We start from the raw sequence: 16,237 nt of genomic DNA, 5'->3' as shown, positions 1-16,237 counted from the left end.
GTCGGCTCCCGTACCCATAGCTGTTCCTTGTCTCGGCCACACTGAAGTGGCGGTGCGCGGGGATGCGAAGACAGACCGGACCGCGCTCACGACTCCCAGGGAGTCGAGCGGCCGGTGCGAGGGGGGCAGGCGAACCCGCCCAGGCATCCGTCTAGGTCCGCAGCACCTGCAGGACATGGAGATCGGGAGCGATGGTGTTGGCGGTTAACACGATCGTCGTGGGCTCGGCGTTTGACACAATCGTCGCCGGTGGTTGCCGAGAAGGCTGCACCTCAGACTGGGTCTGTGCCGTAACAACAGCCTGGTGATGCGTCTGCGGCCCGCAGTGGGCCTCACCGGCCGGGTGTGCCCCCAGCGCCGTCCGCACCGGAGCCGACCAGGCATCCGCAGTAATCGAGCCGGTTTGGGCCTCTTGCACGGGTTGCGGGATCTGATGGTCCACCACCGTGCTCAGACACAGGAAGAGAGCGGCAGCCACCGCTGCGAGCGCACAGCGCAGCCAGACGGTCCGTGGAAATCCCCGCTCGCTGTTTCGGCTGTGCACCGGCAGCGTCATGGAGATGATGCCAGCCCCCAAGGAGGCGCACCCCGAGCGGGCGGCCCGAAGGCCATTCGAGTCAATCGTCACCGGGACGTACGCCCCGTTGGGCGGGGAGGACGACCACTGGTGGGGAACTGATCGGCAGCGCCCTTCGCGCCGGGGGTGGCGTCGTCGTCGACCCGCGGCCGAGCGTCGTCGAGGCTCACCCGCTGGTTCGTGGCAGAGCACGCTCTCCTCCATGCCGTACCGGTGCCGGCCTACCGGCTCCGGTCCCGGGCGAAGCCGGGCCGTTGTGTGTCCCTGCTGGCCGGGGTGGACCGGCATTGTCCTCGGGGGGCTGGTTGTTCGCCGCCCGCGACAGTGGTGTCGGCAACGGGCGGGGCCTACGTCGTAGTACTGGGGATCGGGCGCCAGCCGGCCGCTGTGGTGCTGAAGGAGCGCCACAGCGGCCGGCCTGGGGGCTCAGAGCCGTCCGAGGATCTTGTTGAACTCGTTGATCTCGGTGGTCTGCGTCTTGACGACGTCGTCGGCGAGCTTCTTGGCCGTGGCGTTCTTGCCGTTCTTCTGCTCGTCCTCAGCCATGGTGACCGCGCCCTTGTGGTGGTCGATCATCAGCTGCGCGAACTTCTTGTCGAAGGCCGTGCCCTTGGCAGCCGCCAGGTCCTTCATGTCCTTCTCGGACATCATTCCGGACATCCCGGACCCATCCGATGAGTCGGAGCCGTGGTCCATGCCCGGCATGCTGTCGGCCGACGCGGGCTTGCCCCATGCCTTGAGCCAGGACTGCATCTTCTTGATCTCGGGGTCCTGTGCCTGTGCGATCTGCGCGGCGAGCTTCTTGACCTCCGGGTCCGCTGCCCGTCCCTCGGCGAGCTCGGACATCTCCAGGGCCTGCTCGTGGTGCGGGATCATCGTCTGCGCGAACATCACGTCCGCGTCGTTGAACGCCCCCGGCGCCGGGTTCGCTCCAGCGGGTGCGCTCGCTTTGGTGGACGACTTGCTGCCGTGGTCCATACCGTCCATGTCGTCGTCGTTGCCGCAGGCGGCGAGTACCAGCCCCGCGGCGGCGACGGTGGAGACCAGGGCGATACGGCGGCGAAGGCGCGGGGTGTTCTTGCTGAATGCCATGAGGAAGCCTCGTAACTGTTCTGTCGTGCGGAGAGAAAGACCGGGCGAACGGTGACGCGGGCAGGAAACAGCGCCCGCGCGGGCGTTCGGCCTATATCCGCAGGATCGACAGTTGAGCGAGGTCTGGTCTGCGCGGTGGAGGATTGGCGCGCATGACGGCGACGGCACCCTGGCGAAGTCCCACCAGCCACTCGGCTCTACGGCTTAGCGCCGCCCGGAGGAGGCCGGCAAGAAGCCCGGTCGCGAGGATGGCCAGGCAGAGGTCAGCCATGTCCATCGCCGGGCCGGGACTGTGGGAGACGGGCTCCGTATCGCTGCCCGGAAGGTCCGCGGCCGACGAATGCGCCCCGGCGGTAGCGGCCGCGGGCACTGTGCCGGGATGCGCGGAATCTGCCGCGCGAGCCACCAACACGGTGTCGCCAGTGCCGCCAAACGCGGTGTCGCCAGGGGACGCGTTGGCCGCGCCGACGCCACCGGCGGACGCATCGACCCTGGCCTCCGTCGTTGTCCCGGAGGCATCACCTACATGGGTCATACCCGAGCCGTCGTCGGGGTGCCCTGCTGTATGCATCAAGAAGAGGCCTAGCGCAACGAGAACCAGCAGCAGATGCCCCCAGGCATCAGCGGCTCGACTCCTCGTATGCGCTCTCATCACTCTGGCCTCCGGCATCGACAGTACCGAAGTCTCCCGCCGTATGCCTTCATCTCCCAGAATCCACTAAGTTCCTTGGCACTCAAGGTGTGGGGGACCAGTGGGTACGCGGACACGACCCCTGGGCGGTGGCCTCGCCAGGGAGCAGACCGCTCTGCTCCTGGAGATGTTCGCGGACGACGGGGCCCTGCGGTTCCACTCGCGTGACGCCCTGGCCACCGCCATGTGCGAGGCCGCGGCAGGTCGCGCGCCGAGCGCGGCACCGGGCGCGGGCGGCCACAGTGCCCTGATCCGGCTGCGGCGCATCCTGACGCCACAGGTCAGACCGCAACGAGTCACCTGGGTCGGCATTGTCGCCGCATCCGTGATGGCCCCCGTTCTGCCGCTGCTCCTGGCTTGCGGACCGGTCTGACGCAACCCGACCACGCAGCCCCCGCCCCGTCTTCGATGCCGCACCCGACAGCACTCGGCCCAGTGCGCCGCCTTGTCTGTCCTATCTGGAGGCCGAAGGGACGGGCTCCAGCCCGGGGACGCCAGGAGCCCTCCTGATTACTTGAAACCGTACGCAGGGGCGACGGCGCAGGAGAGCTCCCGGTCAGCGAGGTGCCATGCACCACCATACCGCTAAACTACTTAGCGCTATAGCAGATGTCGAAGCAAGGAGCCCTCCGCCAACCGAGTCCTGCCGCCTCGCTCGCACCACAGGCCGAGCGGGCCGAAGCCAGCTGAACGACGCCGCGAGCCGACCCCGGGGTCGGCGGGGTCGGCACCAGCCGAGCGGGATCAGCGGCTACCGACTTCCCGCGCCACCCGCTCCAGACGGCTCCGGTAGCCCTCCCACCATGCCTGGTCACCTGGCGGCATGGCGTCCTTGCCCTGCGAATACCCGACGGATCCGTCGATGAGTTCTCGCACGATGTCGGCGTGGCCGGCGTGCCGCTGGGTTTCGGATACCACGCGTACCAGGATGTGGTGCAGTGTCACCTCTTGGCGTTCCTCCGGCCACCATGGGACGTGACCGATCGCGTCGAGCGCCAGCGTCGCGATCGTGCCGTTGGAGTGCCTCCACGCCTGGTGGTACAGCCCCACGATCTCTTCGCGCGACTCGTCCGCAGAGGCCCACATGTCCGATTCGGGTTCCGCATCCTCCGTATACCACCAGGGCGGCGGCCCTTCGTCGAAGAACGGCCGCCCGAAGGTGTCGCCGAAGTACCCAAGCTCCACGCTGGCGACATGTTTCACCAGCCCCAACAGGTTCGTGCCCGTGGGGGTCAGCGGGCGCCGGATGTCGTACTCCGAGAGCCCGTCGAGCTTCCACAACAGGGCGTCACGCGCCTCTTGCAGGTATCGGAGAAGGTCCGCTTTCGGGTTCGGTTCGGTCATGCCGGGCAGTCTTGCACCCGGCGCTGACAACCGGGCTCCACGGTTGCCCGGCTACACCGAAGACCCCGCTGGCGCACCGCAGGTCAGATGCGAACGCCCCACATGAAGGGCATCCCGCTCCGTTCGATCGACTCGTAGCGCACCTGGGCGCCGGGCTTGGGAGAGTGGAGAATCTGACCGTTGCCCGCGTAGAACCCGACGTGGCTGAGGTCGGTGCGCATGATGATGAGGTCACCGGGCTTGAGAGCGCTGAGTGAGTTGATCCGCGTGCCGATGTTGGCCTGAGCCTGCGACGTGCGGGGAATGGACACACCCGCCTGCTTGAACGCCCACGAGGTCAGCCCGCTGCAGTCGAACGAGCCAGGCCCGGTCGCACCCCACACATACGGCATACCGACCCGGCTCTTGGCCGCGTCGAACGCCGCAGCGGAACTCTGGGAGGCGCTCGCCTCGTTACCCAGCTTCACCCTCTCACTGGACCGATTGGCGCGCTCCTCCTTCTCGGTGATCTTGGCTCGCTCCTTGGTTGGAAGGCTGTTGAGGAGCTTCTGGGCCTGCGCGAGCTTGCCCTGGATCTCCTTCTTCTTGGCCCCCAACTCCTTACGCGCGTCCCCCAGGTCATCCAGCTTGTCCGTCGCCTGCAAACGCTGCTGCTGGAGATCACGCTGCTGCAACTGGAACTGCTCCAGCTCGGAGACCTGCTGTGCACCAAGATGATCGAAGGCCATCGCTATGTTGAGATACTCCTCGGGGTCCGAGGAGAGCAGCAACTGCACGGAAGGGTCGAGCCCGCCGGTGCGGTACTGAGCCGAAGCTATCGAACCGAGCCGGTTGCGCTGCTCGTTGAGACCGTCCTGCTTCCGAGCGACGGCATTCTGCAGTTTCTTGACCTGCTCCCCCAACTGCCCGGCCCGCTCCTTGGCGCCGTTGTACTTCTCCGTCGCCTGGGTGGCTTCCTCGTACAGACGATCAATCTGCGCCTGGACACCCTTCTTGCTGGGATCCGGCAACGGGTCGGCCGAAGCCGACTGCGTCGACATGGCCACGGCGGCCGCGGCCGTCGCGGTAAGCGCGGCGGTGTAGGCGTGACGGGGCTGCTTGGGACGGCGGTGGGACGCCACTGAGGCGAACTCCTTCTTCCTCTGCCGCCAACGAGGAGCACCCTGCTACCCGGCTCCGCCCTGAAGGCACGGATGCGGCGGTACCCTCTGAGGCCACCCGGGAGGGTAACCAACGGTTCGAAGGCCCTACCGTTAGGCTAATCTGCTTAGCCGTTTAGTTTCAACTGCTGCGGTCGCGTCGCATCCCACCGGGGCGGTTTCCGTCACTGGTTCGGATGCTGGCAGCCGTCGCCCCTCCGTACCGCTTTCGCTCTGCATCGACCTGATCGGCGCACTGGCCTCCCCCTCGGGGACGGACGTCTCTGCGGCCGGCGCCGCAAGACCGGAAGCCACCCGAAACCACCTGCGGGCGGACCATTCCTGACATACCGTCAGCGCCTCCGGAGTCGAGCGCGCCCCCTTCGCCGAACCCCCGCGCACCACACCACTCATAGCGGCACAGATGACTGCGTGACCTCCGACGGGGTGACGACAGGGCGCGGTGCGCCTCTGACCGGCGTGGCGCTGGAGACCCCCCTGCCTCATCCCGCGCCGGATCCCGGTCGCAGTCCGATCTCCGCGAGCAGCAGCAGGAGTTGCTGCTCGGCCAAGGCAGCGGTGTCATGCCCGAGCCAGCGGAGATGGCCGAACGCCTCGAAGACGACGAGTCCGTGCAGGCGGGTCCAGACTCCGAGCACGGCAGCCGCGACGGCGGGCGGCAGGCCGGGATGGAGTTCGGCCGCGTATCGGGCCAGCGCGGGATCGGGCGCGATCTCATCGGGCTGGCGCAGCCGGCCCTGCTGCCAGGCTTCGACGAACAGCGGCGCGAACGCACCGCCGACGCGGCGGGTCGCCACACTGGTCGGGCCGTCCGGTGGGGCGGCATAGCCGGGCACGGGGGTGCCGTAGATCAGACCGAACTCCTGCGGGTGCTCGACGGCCCATCGCCGGTAGGCCGCCAGCGCGGCGAACAGCCGGTCGGCCACGTCCGCGGCGGGGTCGGCGTCCCGGGCCCGCTCGACCGCGTCGGCGAGCCGGTCGAAGGCGTCGGTGATCAGCGCGGTCAGCAGCGCGTCACGGCTGTCGAAGTAGCGGTACAGCCCGGCCGGGCTCATCCCCAGGGCGGCCGCGACCGCCCGTAGGGACAACTGGGCCGCCCCGACCTCGCGCAACTGGCTCAGGGAAACGGTCTTGATCTCGTCCAGCGTCTCGGCGCGGAGCCGGTCACGGCGGGTGGGTGCGGGCATGGGAGCACCCTACCAAGCAGCGAACGGTGTTTACATCGCGAACGACGTGCTCTAATTTTGCGAACACCAGTCGCTTTGTGAACGACCATCGCAAGGAGTCCGCAGTCATGTCCGTCACCCACCCCCCGGACCGTCTCTCCGACGCTCCCACCCGCGCCGCCGGTCCGCGACGCACCGCCGCCGCCCTGCTGACCGTCGAGGGCCTGCTGATCTTCGTCCCGTTCGCTGTGCTCGGAAACGCGATCGGCTGGCCGGCGAGCCTCGACGACCCCGCCGCCACCGCTCTGCCTCGGCTGCTCGACCAGGAGGGTGCGGTCCGCGCCGGGTACACCGTCTATCTGCTGTACTCGGTTCTGTTCCTGCCCGTCGCGGTATGGACCACCCGGGCCCTGACCGGCGGCGGCGACAGCCCCTTCAGCAGGGTGGCCGTCGGGTTCGCCGTCGCCTCAACCCTCGCCCGCACGATCGGCATCTCCCGCTGGCTCCTGGCGATGCCCGGTCTCGCGGAGGCCCACGGCGAAGCGTCCGATCCGGCGGTCCGTGAGTCGGTGGCCGTGCAGTACCAGGTGCTCAACGACTTCGGCGGAGGGATCGGAGAGGTACTCGGGGTCTCCCTGTTCGCGGTGGGCTGGCTCGTGTGCACCATACTCGCGGCCCTGCGCTCCGATGCCGCCCCCCGCTGGCTGCTGATCGCCGGCTTCTTCGTCGCCGCTGGTCTCGCGCTGCCGTTGGCCGAGATCGCCGGCGCCGACTCGGGCGCCGCCACCTCGGTCGGCACCTCCCTGCTGCACCTGTGGTTCCTGGCCGCTGCCGCCGCACTCTTCCGCCGACCCCGCTGACCCTCCGGCTCCGTGCAACACGGTGTGTATCGAACCGGCCAGGTACACACCGTGTGAGCATCTCGATGTGCTTCGAACCACTGCGGCGGATCGAGGCCGACCTCCGGCAAAGCCCGCCCAGAGCACAACCGGACCGCTGCCGGTCGGTTCCCGCGAGCGTTCCGGAGCCGCTCAGTCACACCGATCCTTCGAGCACCACCTCGAACGCACGACCAAGGAAGCAGAGGCAACATGTCCACTCCCCTGCACGTGGTTCTCGGCGCCGGTGGTGGCATCGGGTCCGCAGTCGTCCACGAGCTAGCTCGCCGCGGTCACCGCACCCGCGCCGTCCAGCGCGGTCCGGCCCTCGACCTGCCCCCCGGTGTCACCACCCGCGCCGCCGACGTCTCCACGACCGAGGGCGCCCGCGCCGCCTGCGCCGACGCGACCGTCGTCTACCACTGCGCCCAACCGCCCTACCACCGCTGGCCGCAGGAGTTCCCGCAGCTCACCGACGCCGTCATCGAGGGCGCCGCGGCGGCCGGCGCGAAACTCGTGTTCGCCGACAACCTCTACCTGTACGGACCGATCGACGGTCCGGTGTCCGAGCGATCACCCCGGCGGCCGACGAGCCGGAAGGGCGCCGTGCGCAAGGAGATGGCGGACCGGCTCCTCCAAGCCCACAAGAGCGGCCGCCTGAACGTGACCATCGGTCAGGCCAGCGACTACTACGGTCCCGGCGGTACGAAGAGTGTCATCGGCGCCGCGGTGGTACCCGCGGTACTGGACGGCAGGACGGTGAACTGGCCCGGACGGCTCGATGTCCCCCATACCGTGCACTACCTGCCCGACATCGCGGCCGCACTGGTCACCCTCGGCGAGCGGGACGCCGCCGACGGGAGGACCTTCGTCCTTCCCGCCGCCCCGGCGCCGACCCCCCGGCAGTTCATCAGGCAGATCGCCGCGGCGGCCGGCAGCCGCACCCGCATGCGCGGCACCACGAAACCACTCATGCGCCTCGTCGGCCTGTCCAACCCCGCGGCCCGTGAACTGCTCGACATCTGGTACCAGTTCAGCCACCCCTGGACCGTCGACGACACGCTCTACCGTCTCACCTTCGGCCACGCCGAGGTCACCGCTCCCGATGCGGCCGTGGCCGCGACCGTCGCCTGGCACCGTACCCACACCGCCAGACCGAGCGGTGGGTGAGCCAGAGCCATGGGATGGGGCGACCGGGTGCGGGATGGCCCGGGCGCTCGACCGGCGCTGGGGCACCCGCTGCGCCGATCGGGCGGTGTGAGCTCATCTCCTCGTCGAGTCCGCCGGGATCCAGCGAGCGCCCCGCTACGCTGCCCGCTGACCGCACCGCCAGGACATGGAGACTCCCATGCACAACGGCCTCGGCCGACCGATGGTCGCTATCGGGGTGTTCGCGGCCTCCCTTGCCCTTCTCGCGGGCTGCGGATCAGCTGAGGACCCGGGCGAGGGCGATCAGTCCCCCAGCTCGATGTCACCCACCCCGACCTCCACCTCACCGGGCCCCAGCTCGTCCGCCTCCTCGCCGGGTCCATCGCCTTCCGGCACCGCCGCCTCCCGCGGAGGCGGTGAACCGCTGCCTCCGCCTCCCCCACCGCCCAAGAACACCGGGCCGTCGAAGAAGGAGGGCCCGGCCATCGCGCCCTCGTCATCGGCCACTTCCCGATGCCCGGGCGCCCCCGACTGCCCATCGCCTCCTGGGGAGCGCGTCACCCCGGAGGCGCCGGCACCGGACAGTACGTGAGCCCATCGCAGCCCAGCGCCGAGCGGCGGACCGGGGCCGCCGCGCCCCCGTCCCCCACCGCGCTCATCAATATCGTGGCCGCCCAGGCGTCGATCATCGCCGCACTGATGTTCTACATGGGAGTGATCTACACCAGCGCCTACTACGGTCACTTCCATCTCTCCCCCTTCAACCTTGGTTTTGGTTTCGCCGAGTTCGTTCTGCAGAGCCTGAATCTGATGACCTTCCCGGTCCTCGTGGGTGCCGTCGTCCTTCTGATCGCCGTCGCCATCAGCGGTCACCGGCCGCAACAGGCGCTGCCCAACTCCCTCGTCCATGGCGCTGCCCTCGCCACGGCGACGCTGGCCCGCTACTACCTGGTCGTTGTGGCTGCCGGACTGGTTCTGCTCGTCCTGTGGTGGGAATGGCAGTTGTTTCTGCCCTACCGCTGGGTCGGCCCCCTGCTGATCGGCCTCGGTCTGCTCCTGGGCGAAAAGCGCAAGATCGGGGCCGAACAGACTCCACGAGGGCTACGGGACACAGCTGTGCTGATCTTCGCCGCCGGACTCTTCCTGCTCTGGACCATCACCCTGGCGGCCGGCCAACTCGGCGAGAGTCATGCCAGGGACGCCGCTCGTGATGTGGTCCAGCGCACCAGCCTGATCGTCTTCAGCGCCGAGCGCCTCGGTCTGACCTCTCCGTCACCGGGCCTCGGATTCCAGGACCTCGGTGAGGGCGTGTACCTGCGTTACCAGTACTGGGGCCTTCGCCTGGTCACGGCGCGCGACGGGCACTACTACGCCGTGCCCCTGGAGTGGAACGCGAAGACGGACCGCGTCTATGTCTTCCGGGAGTCCGACGGCATCCGCATGGAACTGGCGCCCGGCGTGCAGTGAACCGGTGCGCAGTACCGGCGGGCAGCAGGACGTGCGCCATGGACCCTCGTCTCGGCCCGCTGCGAGGAAGTGAGAGGCGACGGGCTGGCCAGTGGGGGTGCCTCCGGCCGATCGGGGGCGGTGTGCGGGCTGTCGGCATGGGCGCGCCACCTCGTCCGCGTCAGTCTGAGCCACCAGGGTGGTGGACACCTGCCTTAGGGTGCCGTCGACGGCCCATATCCGCAGCCGGCGCCGTTGACGTCGTGTGTCAGGTGCTTGTTGCATGATCGGGGCGTCGGCAACGGGGGCACCGAGTGGTTGCGGCGTCGTGAGCGCGTCCTTGGGCCGGTCCCCGGATGCATGGCGTGGTACCGCGCAGGCTTCGGCAGGCAGGCGGGCGGATGCCGGGGTGGAGGAGGTGGAGATCGTTGACCGCTGCTGAGAAGGTCGCGCCGATCCGCCTCGGTGGGGTTCTCGTGGAGGACTTCGTCGAGTGGCTCGGCATCGCACAGAGCAATCCCGCGGTGGGGACAGGGGCCTCGTGACCGGGATGGAGCAGGAGAAGATTCGGATCTCGGACGGTCTGTCAATCATGCACGCGCTTGAGCGCGTACTCGGTCAGAAGTACTCCGAGAAGACACCGCAGTGGACGGATCTCGGCTTCCCCGTGATCGACCGGGGCAAGTACGCGATCTTCCCGCTCGCGGTGGCCCGTACGCGGGAGGACGGTGATCTCGGAAGGGCCGAGCGCCTGTCGGAGATGGGGCGCAGCCTGCGGCGCAGTTGCGTCCACTTCTTCGGAGGCGACGATTTCCATGCGGAGATGGAGCTCGATGCCGAGGACGGGTACGGCCGGAAGCTCGCTGACGCCGGAGCCGTCGTCACCGGACCGCCCTGGGAGTGCTTGTGGTGTATCCAGCGCTTCGCCGTGGTGCTCGCGCACTCGGTCGATCACCGACGCGCGGGGGAGACCCTGGCCCTGCACATCGTCCCGATGGACTGGGTCCGGTACCGCCCGCTCAACTCGGGAACGAAACGCGAGGCATCACGCTACCGGCGGATCATCAGGGAACGGGACGCCGCCGATGTGGTCTGGTCGTGGCCACTTCCGGTTCCGGACGAACGAGAAGTCAGGAAACCGGTTTCCGGCACTTCGTCCGATGCGGCGCGGGCACGGGGCGACACCCGACCGGGCCGAACCGGAGTACCACCGCCACGACCGGGTCCGCCGCGGTGCTGACGTACTGACCCTCCGCCGTGAAGTGGACGCCGCTGGCAAGGCGGACGGCTCCCGGACGCTGCGGATCCTGAACACCAGGCTCTCGCGGGGCACCGTCCCGTCCCACCCGACGCGGGACGACCCTCCCCTGGGCATCCTCAGGGGAGGGCGCACCCGCCGCCAGCCGATCGGTGCGTACGGCCGGCGGGCGCGGTGGTGTCAGCCCCTGCCGGTGCCGGACCGTGCGGTCCAGCCGCTGACCGCCTGGTGCACTGTGGAGAACTGCGCACCGTGCTCCTTGGCCCGGCGGATGATGCGTTCCAGGATGCGGATGCGCCCGGCGCGGCCGATGGACTGCGGGTGGAAGGTCTGGGTGAACACCCCGTGCGGAACCTCTTCCACCATGAAGTCGAGATCCGCCAGCCAGCGGTTGGCGAGCCCTTCGACGTCGGTGGAGGCGGGCATCAGCATCGGCGGGGCGAGGGCGAACTCCATGAAGGGGAAGTCGTCGAGGGTCCAGGAGACGGGTACCTCGACCAGGTCCAGCTCGCGCCCGAACTCCACGGCCCGGTCACGGTGGATGATGTCACCGGTACGGCAGCGGTACAGCTCGAAGTCGTGCCCCATCATGCTGCTGTCGTAGGTGAACCCGAAGTCGGACAGCAGCCGTGTGGAGTTGGGGGAGAGATCGAACGCGGGCGACCGGTAGCCGGCCGGGCGGACTCCGAGTACCCGGTCGAGTGCGTCGAGTCCACGCTCCAGCACCTCGGACTCGGCGGCTGCGTCCAGGCTGGTCGGACCCTCGTGGGCGTAGCCGTGGTGGCCGATCTCATGGCCTGCGTCGCGGATGCGCTTGCACACGTCCGGGTAGGTGTCGACGTCCAGGCCGGGGATGTACCAGGTGGACGTGACTCCTTCCCGCTCCAGTAGATCGAGGATGCGCGGGGTCGCGACGTTCGCCGCGAACTCGCCGCGCGAGACATACGTCGGTGTGGACAGGCCCATGGTGCCCAGCCAGACGGATATGGCGTCGAAGTCGAAGGTCAGGCATACGGTCGGTTTGGTCATGGCTGCTCGTCTCCTTGATCGGGATGGTCGGTGGCCGGACTCGGACTCAGTGGGAGGGCCAGGCCCGGTAGCGCTCCGCGCGTCGGCGGCGGTCCGCGAAGGTCGTCGCGGCGCCCGTCTTCCGGTTCTCGGCGAGCCGCTGGAGATCGACATCGGCGATGGCGACCGCGTCGACGTTGGCGGCGGTCTCGGCGAGCACCCCGTTGTCGGGCCAGCCCGCGTCGCACGGGCCCAGGACCGCGCTGCGCGCCCAGGCGCCGGGCCACGGCCCGCGTGCGGGGCTGGCGACGCCCGAGTGCACGGTGTAGATCTGGTTCTCGATGGCGCGGGCGGCGGCGCAGTGACGGACGCGCCAGAACCCGGCCTCGGTAACGGTGAGCGAGGGAACGAGGACGATCTGCACACCCTGCTCGGTGAGCGACGCGGAGCACTCCGGGATCTCGGCCTCGTAGCAGATGTTCACGCCGACGACGCCGAAGGGAAGTTCCACGACCGCCATGTCGTCTCCCTCGCCGATATCGAGGGAGGCTTCGAGCGGGAAGAGATGGGTTTTGGCGTGCTCGTGCAGCAGCGCCCCGTCCGGCCCGAAGAGAGGAGCGACGTTGAGCAGGCCGCCGTCCCCGGTGCGGACCAGATGCGAACCGGCGAGGATGTGCTGACCGCGCTCGGCGGCCTCGCGGGCCATGAGCTCGCGGTAGCGGTCGGTGAACCCTGCGGTCTCGACCAGAGGCTCCAGATCCACGGCGTCGCGCCAGCCGGGAACGGCCGTCATGAGTTCGAAGGTGATCAGTTCGGGCAGCACGACGAGGTCGGCGCCGGCCGCCTGGTCGAGCAGCTCCCGAAGATGCGCGGCGAATTCCTCGAAATCCGCGACTTCACGGAAAGCTGAAGTACAGCTGGCGATTCTGGGCATCAGGGCTCTCCCTTGAGTCCGGTCGATGCCCGCATGCTGTCAGCGGCATGGCCCGAAATCGTCGGTCGGATGACCGACAAGCAGACAACACGACCCGCGGTTACGATGCCCTGGTGAGCACGTATCCGCCCCGTTCGTCCGAGATGATCGCCGTGGTGTCCCGCGCGGGCGAGATCCGGGAGCGCCATCGCGGCGAGATCACCGTGCACGCAGGCCTTTCCCGCTATCTGCGCACGGCGGCTCGTGTCGAGCTGCCCGCCCCGGTGTGTTTCGCCTGGGACACCGCCCCCGACCCTGCCACCCTTCCCAAAGAGCCCGACACGGGCCGTCCCCAGATCCTGCGCGTCCGGATCACACCCGCCGGGCGTCCGTCCGGGGGCTGCCACGTCGAGGTCCGGCCGTTCACCCCGGAGGAACGTTCCGGACTCACCGGGCGTGAACTACAGGTGCTGACCCTGGTCGCCTGCGGACTGACGAACCCCGACATCGCCACCCGCCTGACGGTTTCCCGGCGTACGGCCGCCACCCACGTCGAGCGGCTTCTGCACAAGCTGGGAGTCACCAGCCGCGCCGCGGCGACGGCGATCGCGCTGGACCGGGACCTGTTCACCCTCCCGGTACGGGGCGAGCTGACGGGCCTCCCGTCGCTCGGCCCGCTGAGGCTGGAGGCGGCGGTACGCGACAACCCCGGGGGCCCGTCCGCCCTCGGTGCTCCACGACGGCGCGTCACCCGCCCTCGCCCCCTGGTGATCGGCGCCGTCTATCCCTCCGCCGGGGACTGGTTCGGTGACGGCCTCCAGATGGAGCAGGGCACCAGACTCGCCGTGGACGAGATCAACGAACGCGGCGGTGTAGCGGGCCGCAGGATCGAGCACATCCCGCTCCGGGTCAACATCCAGGACGGCCGGGCGATGCAGCACGCGATCGAACGACTCGTCGGCGAGGACGTCGACGCGATCACCACGGGATACACGCTCCAGCGTTCCCGGGATTCGCTCAGTGCGCAGTTCCTCCCAGCGGCCACCGCGGGGAGTCCCCTACTGCACCATTCGACGTCGGCGAGCGCCGCCGATCTCATCGCTGACGAGTCCGACACGTTCAGCAATGTCTTCCAGGTGTGCGGCCGGGAGAGCGTGTACGGAATCGGCTTCGTCCGAACGCTCACCACGTTGCGCGACTCGGGCGCGTGGCGCCCGGCATCGAACAGGCTTCAGGTCTTCGACACCGACGACACCGATATGACGACGTTCACCCCGTCCGCGATCGAGGCGGCCGAGCGGGCGGGCTGGCGGCCGGCCGTCGAACACATCAGTTCCTTCTCGCCGGACTGGACCACCGTCATCCAGCGGATCCGCGACCTGGACCCCGCCGCCGTCATGGTCGCCCACTTCACCGCCGCCCAACTGGCGGCCTTTGTACGCCAGTTCCGGAGGGAGCCGTCGGATGCCCTGCTGTACGCCCTCTACTCGCCCTCGGTTCCCCAGTTCCTCGACCAGGCCGACGGCCGCGCCGAGGGATTGCTCTGGGCGACCGTCAGCGGGGTGTACGGCGACAATTTCGGTCATGAGTTCGAGCGACGGTTCCTTCAGCGCTTCGGGAGCGCATCCGGACTGTCCAGCGCGGGAATCCGCTACGACATGATCCACCTGCTGGCCGCCGCGTGGTCGCAGTGCGATTCGCCGCACGACACCGAAGAGGTCAACCGCGTCCTGCGCCGCATCGTCCATCGCGGGGTCAACGGCTCCTATCACTTCGGCTCCCCCGACCAGACCAATCTGGTCTACCCGGATCAGACGACCGACCCGTCCATCGCGCAGGCCCACCTCGTCTACCAGGTCCAGGACGGCCACCATCACATCATCGCCCCGGCGCCGTACTCCACCGCGCCCTTCCGGCCGACAGCCTGAGCTCGGCGCCTGCTGACTCAACACCCGATACTGGGACGCCGCCGTCACCCGGTTCCGTGTCTCCGGCTTCGACATCGCGACAGGGGCTTGGCGCGCCTCGCCCCGTCCGTCCGCCACCACATCAACATGCTCGGGCGGCATTTCTTCCAGCTTCCCGACCCGGCAGGCGGTTCGCGGCCGCTGCACGACCAGGACACCACCGGTGGGGAATGACTCCCAACGGGTCGGCCTTGGCTCGCACGACCGCGGGAGGAACGCCGGGCCGTGCGAGCCAGTGCGGTATCCGAAGGCAGCAGATCCACCGGTACCGCTCGACGGCTTCCGCACGAAAGCCTGGAGGGCCGAGTGGGAGAGCGAGGAGCGGTGGCGGGCCGACGTCGGGTTCGGCCGCACCAGCCAGGTACCGCCGCTGGACAAGGGGCCGCTGCCCGGATGCCGCACCCTCGCGCCGGATCTACGCGCAGGAAGGCGGTGGTGCGCGCCCTGTACGGCCCAAGGAGTCAGAGGCGTCAGGGGCTCAAGGGCTCAACAAGCCCGGCCTCCCCTACGCGGGTCGACTGGTGTGAGAACTCCGAGCCGGTCCTCGATCGCCTGGGCCGCGCCCAGACACAGGTCCTCCCGGAACGCGCGCCCGACGATCTGCACTCCGCAGGGGAGCCCGTCGGCCATCCCAGTCGGTACGGCCACACCGGGTACGCCCACGAAGCTGGTCACGGTGCACAGACGCATTCCCGACCCGACCCGGTCCCTACCCGACCTGTCACGCGACTCCAGCCCCGGCTCGACCGGTGGTTCGGTGAAGACCGGGCCGAGCAACAGCGGGTACGCGTCGAGGAATTCGGCCCATGAGCGGCGGATGTTCATCCAGGTGCCCATCAACTTCATGAACTCGTCCGCGCTCGCGGGCGGGGTCTGCTCCATCATCATCTCGACATAGCGGTCCCCGCCCCTGCCGAGCAGCTTGCGTACCACCGGCCAGGTCGGGGCGAACTCGGTCACAGTGATCCGGCCGTACGCCTCAAGGGCCTCGTCCATCCGCGGCACGTCCCGCACCTCGCGCACGTCGTATCCGGCGTCGCGGAGCGCGTCGGCCGCGGCCGCGACGGCTCCTCGAACCGTGGGGTGGACGCCGTGCCCACCAGGGTCCGCGACGACCGCGACCTTCACCCGTCCGGGGAGCGGTTCGCCGTACGCGGGCACTGGCACGGCGCGTGGGTCTCGTGGGTCGGTCCCAGCCAGCACTTCGTAAGCGAGCCGAAGATCGCCCACACTCCGGGCGAGCGGGCCGTCGGTGACCAGTATCTGGGACGCCGGGCCGGGGTCGTCCGGGCCGAGGACGCGGTGGTCGGCGGGGAACCGGCCCGTGGACGGCTTCAGCCCGGCCACACCGCAGAACTGGGCCGGGATGCGCACTGACCCACCAGAGTCGTTACCGAGGCCGAGCGCCGCCATGCCCGTGGCCACGGCCACCGCGTCGCCACCGCTGGAGCCGCCCGGGGTCCGGCTGCGGTCCCACGGGTTGACCGTGTCGCCGAACAGCTCACTGCGCGTGTGCATCCCCGCCAGGATCAGGGTGGGGATGTTGCTGTGACCGATGGGGATCGCCCCGGCCGCGCGCAGCCGTGCC

16 protein-coding genes are annotated in these 16,237 nt (G+C 69.2%); 6 read left to right on the top strand and 10 right to left on the bottom strand.

What is annotated here, in order from left to right; genetic code table 11:
- Positions 1-151 precede the first annotated feature (151 nt).
- The 3 genes from NBG84_RS04895 to NBG84_RS04885 all read right to left on the bottom strand — a co-directional run bounded on the left by NBG84_RS04895 (position 152) and on the right by NBG84_RS04885 (position 2,204).
- Positions 152-556, bottom strand: a complete 405-nt coding sequence (locus tag NBG84_RS04895) for a hypothetical protein (protein ID WP_250918017.1) — start codon at positions 554-556, stop codon at positions 152-154.
- A gap of 447 nt (positions 557-1,003) precedes the next feature.
- A complete protein-coding gene (locus NBG84_RS04890) occupies positions 1,004-1,669 on the bottom strand; it encodes a DUF305 domain-containing protein (RefSeq protein ID WP_250918016.1) in 666 nt (221 codons plus the stop codon).
- 91 nt (positions 1,670-1,760) lie between these two features.
- Positions 1,761-2,204, bottom strand: coding sequence for a hypothetical protein (locus NBG84_RS04885; protein WP_250918015.1), 444 nt, complete (start codon positions 2,202-2,204; stop codon positions 1,761-1,763).
- A gap of 217 nt (positions 2,205-2,421) precedes the next feature.
- Between NBG84_RS04885 and NBG84_RS04880 the strand changes: the two genes are divergently transcribed.
- Complete coding sequence (locus tag NBG84_RS04880) at positions 2,422-2,733, top strand: hypothetical protein (RefSeq protein ID WP_425608570.1); 312 nt, start codon at positions 2,422-2,424, stop codon at positions 2,731-2,733.
- Positions 2,734-3,104: 371 nt separating this feature from the next.
- On the opposite strand, the gene NBG84_RS04875 is transcribed toward NBG84_RS04880, so the two are convergent.
- The 3 genes from NBG84_RS04875 to NBG84_RS04865 form a co-directional block, all read right to left on the bottom strand.
- Entirely contained in the window at positions 3,105-3,704 is a 600-nt protein-coding gene (locus NBG84_RS04875) for a DinB family protein (protein WP_250918014.1), read from the bottom strand.
- An 83-nt stretch (positions 3,705-3,787) separates the two neighbouring features.
- Positions 3,788-4,825, bottom strand: a complete 1,038-nt coding sequence (locus NBG84_RS04870; RefSeq protein ID WP_250918013.1) for a C40 family peptidase — start codon at positions 4,823-4,825, stop codon at positions 3,788-3,790.
- Positions 4,826-5,346: 521 nt separating this feature from the next.
- Positions 5,347-6,051: a TetR/AcrR family transcriptional regulator gene (locus tag NBG84_RS04865; protein ID WP_250918012.1), complete on the bottom strand. Its 705-nt coding sequence runs from the start codon at positions 6,049-6,051 to the stop codon at positions 5,347-5,349.
- Positions 6,052-6,158: 107 nt separating this feature from the next.
- Here NBG84_RS04865 and NBG84_RS04860 point away from each other — a divergent pair, with 107 nt between their 5' ends.
- Both NBG84_RS04860 and NBG84_RS04855 read left to right on the top strand, forming a co-directional pair.
- Positions 6,159-6,890: a DUF4386 domain-containing protein gene (locus NBG84_RS04860; RefSeq protein WP_250918011.1), complete on the top strand. Its 732-nt coding sequence runs from the start codon at positions 6,159-6,161 to the stop codon at positions 6,888-6,890.
- A gap of 231 nt (positions 6,891-7,121) precedes the next feature.
- Complete coding sequence (locus NBG84_RS04855; protein WP_250918010.1) at positions 7,122-8,078, top strand: NAD-dependent epimerase/dehydratase family protein; 957 nt, start codon at positions 7,122-7,124, stop codon at positions 8,076-8,078.
- A gap of 282 nt (positions 8,079-8,360) precedes the next feature.
- On the opposite strand, the gene NBG84_RS04850 is transcribed toward NBG84_RS04855, so the two are convergent.
- Positions 8,361-8,564 (bottom strand): hypothetical protein, encoded by a 204-nt coding sequence (locus tag NBG84_RS04850; protein WP_250918009.1) that lies wholly within the window; start codon positions 8,562-8,564, stop codon positions 8,361-8,363.
- An 81-nt stretch (positions 8,565-8,645) separates the two neighbouring features.
- Between NBG84_RS04850 and NBG84_RS04845 the strand changes: the two genes are divergently transcribed.
- Together NBG84_RS04845 and NBG84_RS04840 are read left to right on the top strand one after the other, a co-directional pair.
- Positions 8,646-9,524 carry a hypothetical protein gene (locus NBG84_RS04845; RefSeq protein ID WP_250918008.1) on the top strand — a complete coding sequence of 293 codons (879 nt, stop codon included), beginning with the start codon at positions 8,646-8,648 and terminating at the stop codon, positions 9,522-9,524.
- A 529-nt stretch (positions 9,525-10,053) separates the two neighbouring features.
- A complete protein-coding gene (locus NBG84_RS04840; protein ID WP_250918007.1) occupies positions 10,054-10,743 on the top strand; it encodes a hypothetical protein in 690 nt (229 codons plus the stop codon).
- 198 nt (positions 10,744-10,941) lie between these two features.
- Here the strand turns inward: NBG84_RS04840 and NBG84_RS04835 are convergent, their stop codons facing one another.
- Together NBG84_RS04835 and NBG84_RS04830 are read right to left on the bottom strand one after the other, a co-directional pair.
- On the bottom strand, positions 10,942-11,790 hold the full coding sequence (locus NBG84_RS04835) for a polysaccharide deacetylase family protein (protein ID WP_250918006.1): 849 nt from the start codon (positions 11,788-11,790) through the stop codon (positions 10,942-10,944).
- Positions 11,791-11,836: 46 nt separating this feature from the next.
- Complete coding sequence (locus tag NBG84_RS04830) at positions 11,837-12,703, bottom strand: nitrilase-related carbon-nitrogen hydrolase (RefSeq protein WP_250918005.1); 867 nt, start codon at positions 12,701-12,703, stop codon at positions 11,837-11,839.
- A gap of 113 nt (positions 12,704-12,816) precedes the next feature.
- Between NBG84_RS04830 and NBG84_RS04825 the strand changes: the two genes are divergently transcribed.
- The gene (locus NBG84_RS04825; protein ID WP_250918004.1) at positions 12,817-14,610 is read left to right on the top strand and encodes an ABC transporter substrate-binding protein; all 1,794 of its coding nucleotides are present in this window, start codon (positions 12,817-12,819) and stop codon (positions 14,608-14,610) included.
- 525 nt (positions 14,611-15,135) lie between these two features.
- Here the strand turns inward: NBG84_RS04825 and NBG84_RS04820 are convergent.
- Positions 15,136-16,237 (bottom strand): amidase family protein (locus NBG84_RS04820; RefSeq protein WP_250918003.1); only part of this gene is annotated, 1,102 nt, incomplete at its 5' end.

This window comes from Streptomyces albipurpureus (assembly GCF_023701525.1).
GTDB classification, from domain to species: Bacteria; Actinomycetota; Actinomycetes; order Streptomycetales; family Streptomycetaceae; genus Streptomyces; species Streptomyces albipurpureus.
The sequence above is the reverse complement of the archived record's forward strand: the minus strand, read 5'-3'. Positions and strand labels throughout refer to the sequence as shown.

Excerpts from the sequence above, each read along its gene's own strand:
- NBG84_RS04860 (WP_250918011.1), top strand. The coding sequence starts at position 6,159 with ATGTCCGTCACCCACCCCCCGGACCGTCTCTCCGACGCTCCCACCCGC.
- NBG84_RS04855 (WP_250918010.1), top strand. The coding sequence starts at position 7,122 with ATGTCCACTCCCCTGCACGTGGTTCTCGGCGCCGGTGGTGGCATCGGG.
- NBG84_RS04835 (WP_250918006.1), bottom strand. The coding sequence starts at position 11,790 with ATGACCAAACCGACCGTATGCCTGACCTTCGACTTCGACGCCATATCC.
- NBG84_RS04865 (WP_250918012.1), bottom strand. The coding sequence starts at position 6,051 with ATGCCCGCACCCACCCGCCGTGACCGGCTCCGCGCCGAGACGCTGGAC.
- NBG84_RS04875 (WP_250918014.1), bottom strand. The coding sequence starts at position 3,704 with ATGACCGAACCGAACCCGAAAGCGGACCTTCTCCGATACCTGCAAGAG.
- NBG84_RS04840 (WP_250918007.1), top strand. The coding sequence starts at position 10,054 with ATGGAGCAGGAGAAGATTCGGATCTCGGACGGTCTGTCAATCATGCAC.
- NBG84_RS04890 (WP_250918016.1), bottom strand. The coding sequence starts at position 1,669 with ATGGCATTCAGCAAGAACACCCCGCGCCTTCGCCGCCGTATCGCCCTG.
- NBG84_RS04830 (WP_250918005.1), bottom strand. The coding sequence starts at position 12,703 with ATGCCCAGAATCGCCAGCTGTACTTCAGCTTTCCGTGAAGTCGCGGAT.
- NBG84_RS04885 (WP_250918015.1), bottom strand. The coding sequence starts at position 2,204 with ATGACCCATGTAGGTGATGCCTCCGGGACAACGACGGAGGCCAGGGTC.
- NBG84_RS04895 (WP_250918017.1), bottom strand. The coding sequence starts at position 556 with ATGACGCTGCCGGTGCACAGCCGAAACAGCGAGCGGGGATTTCCACGG.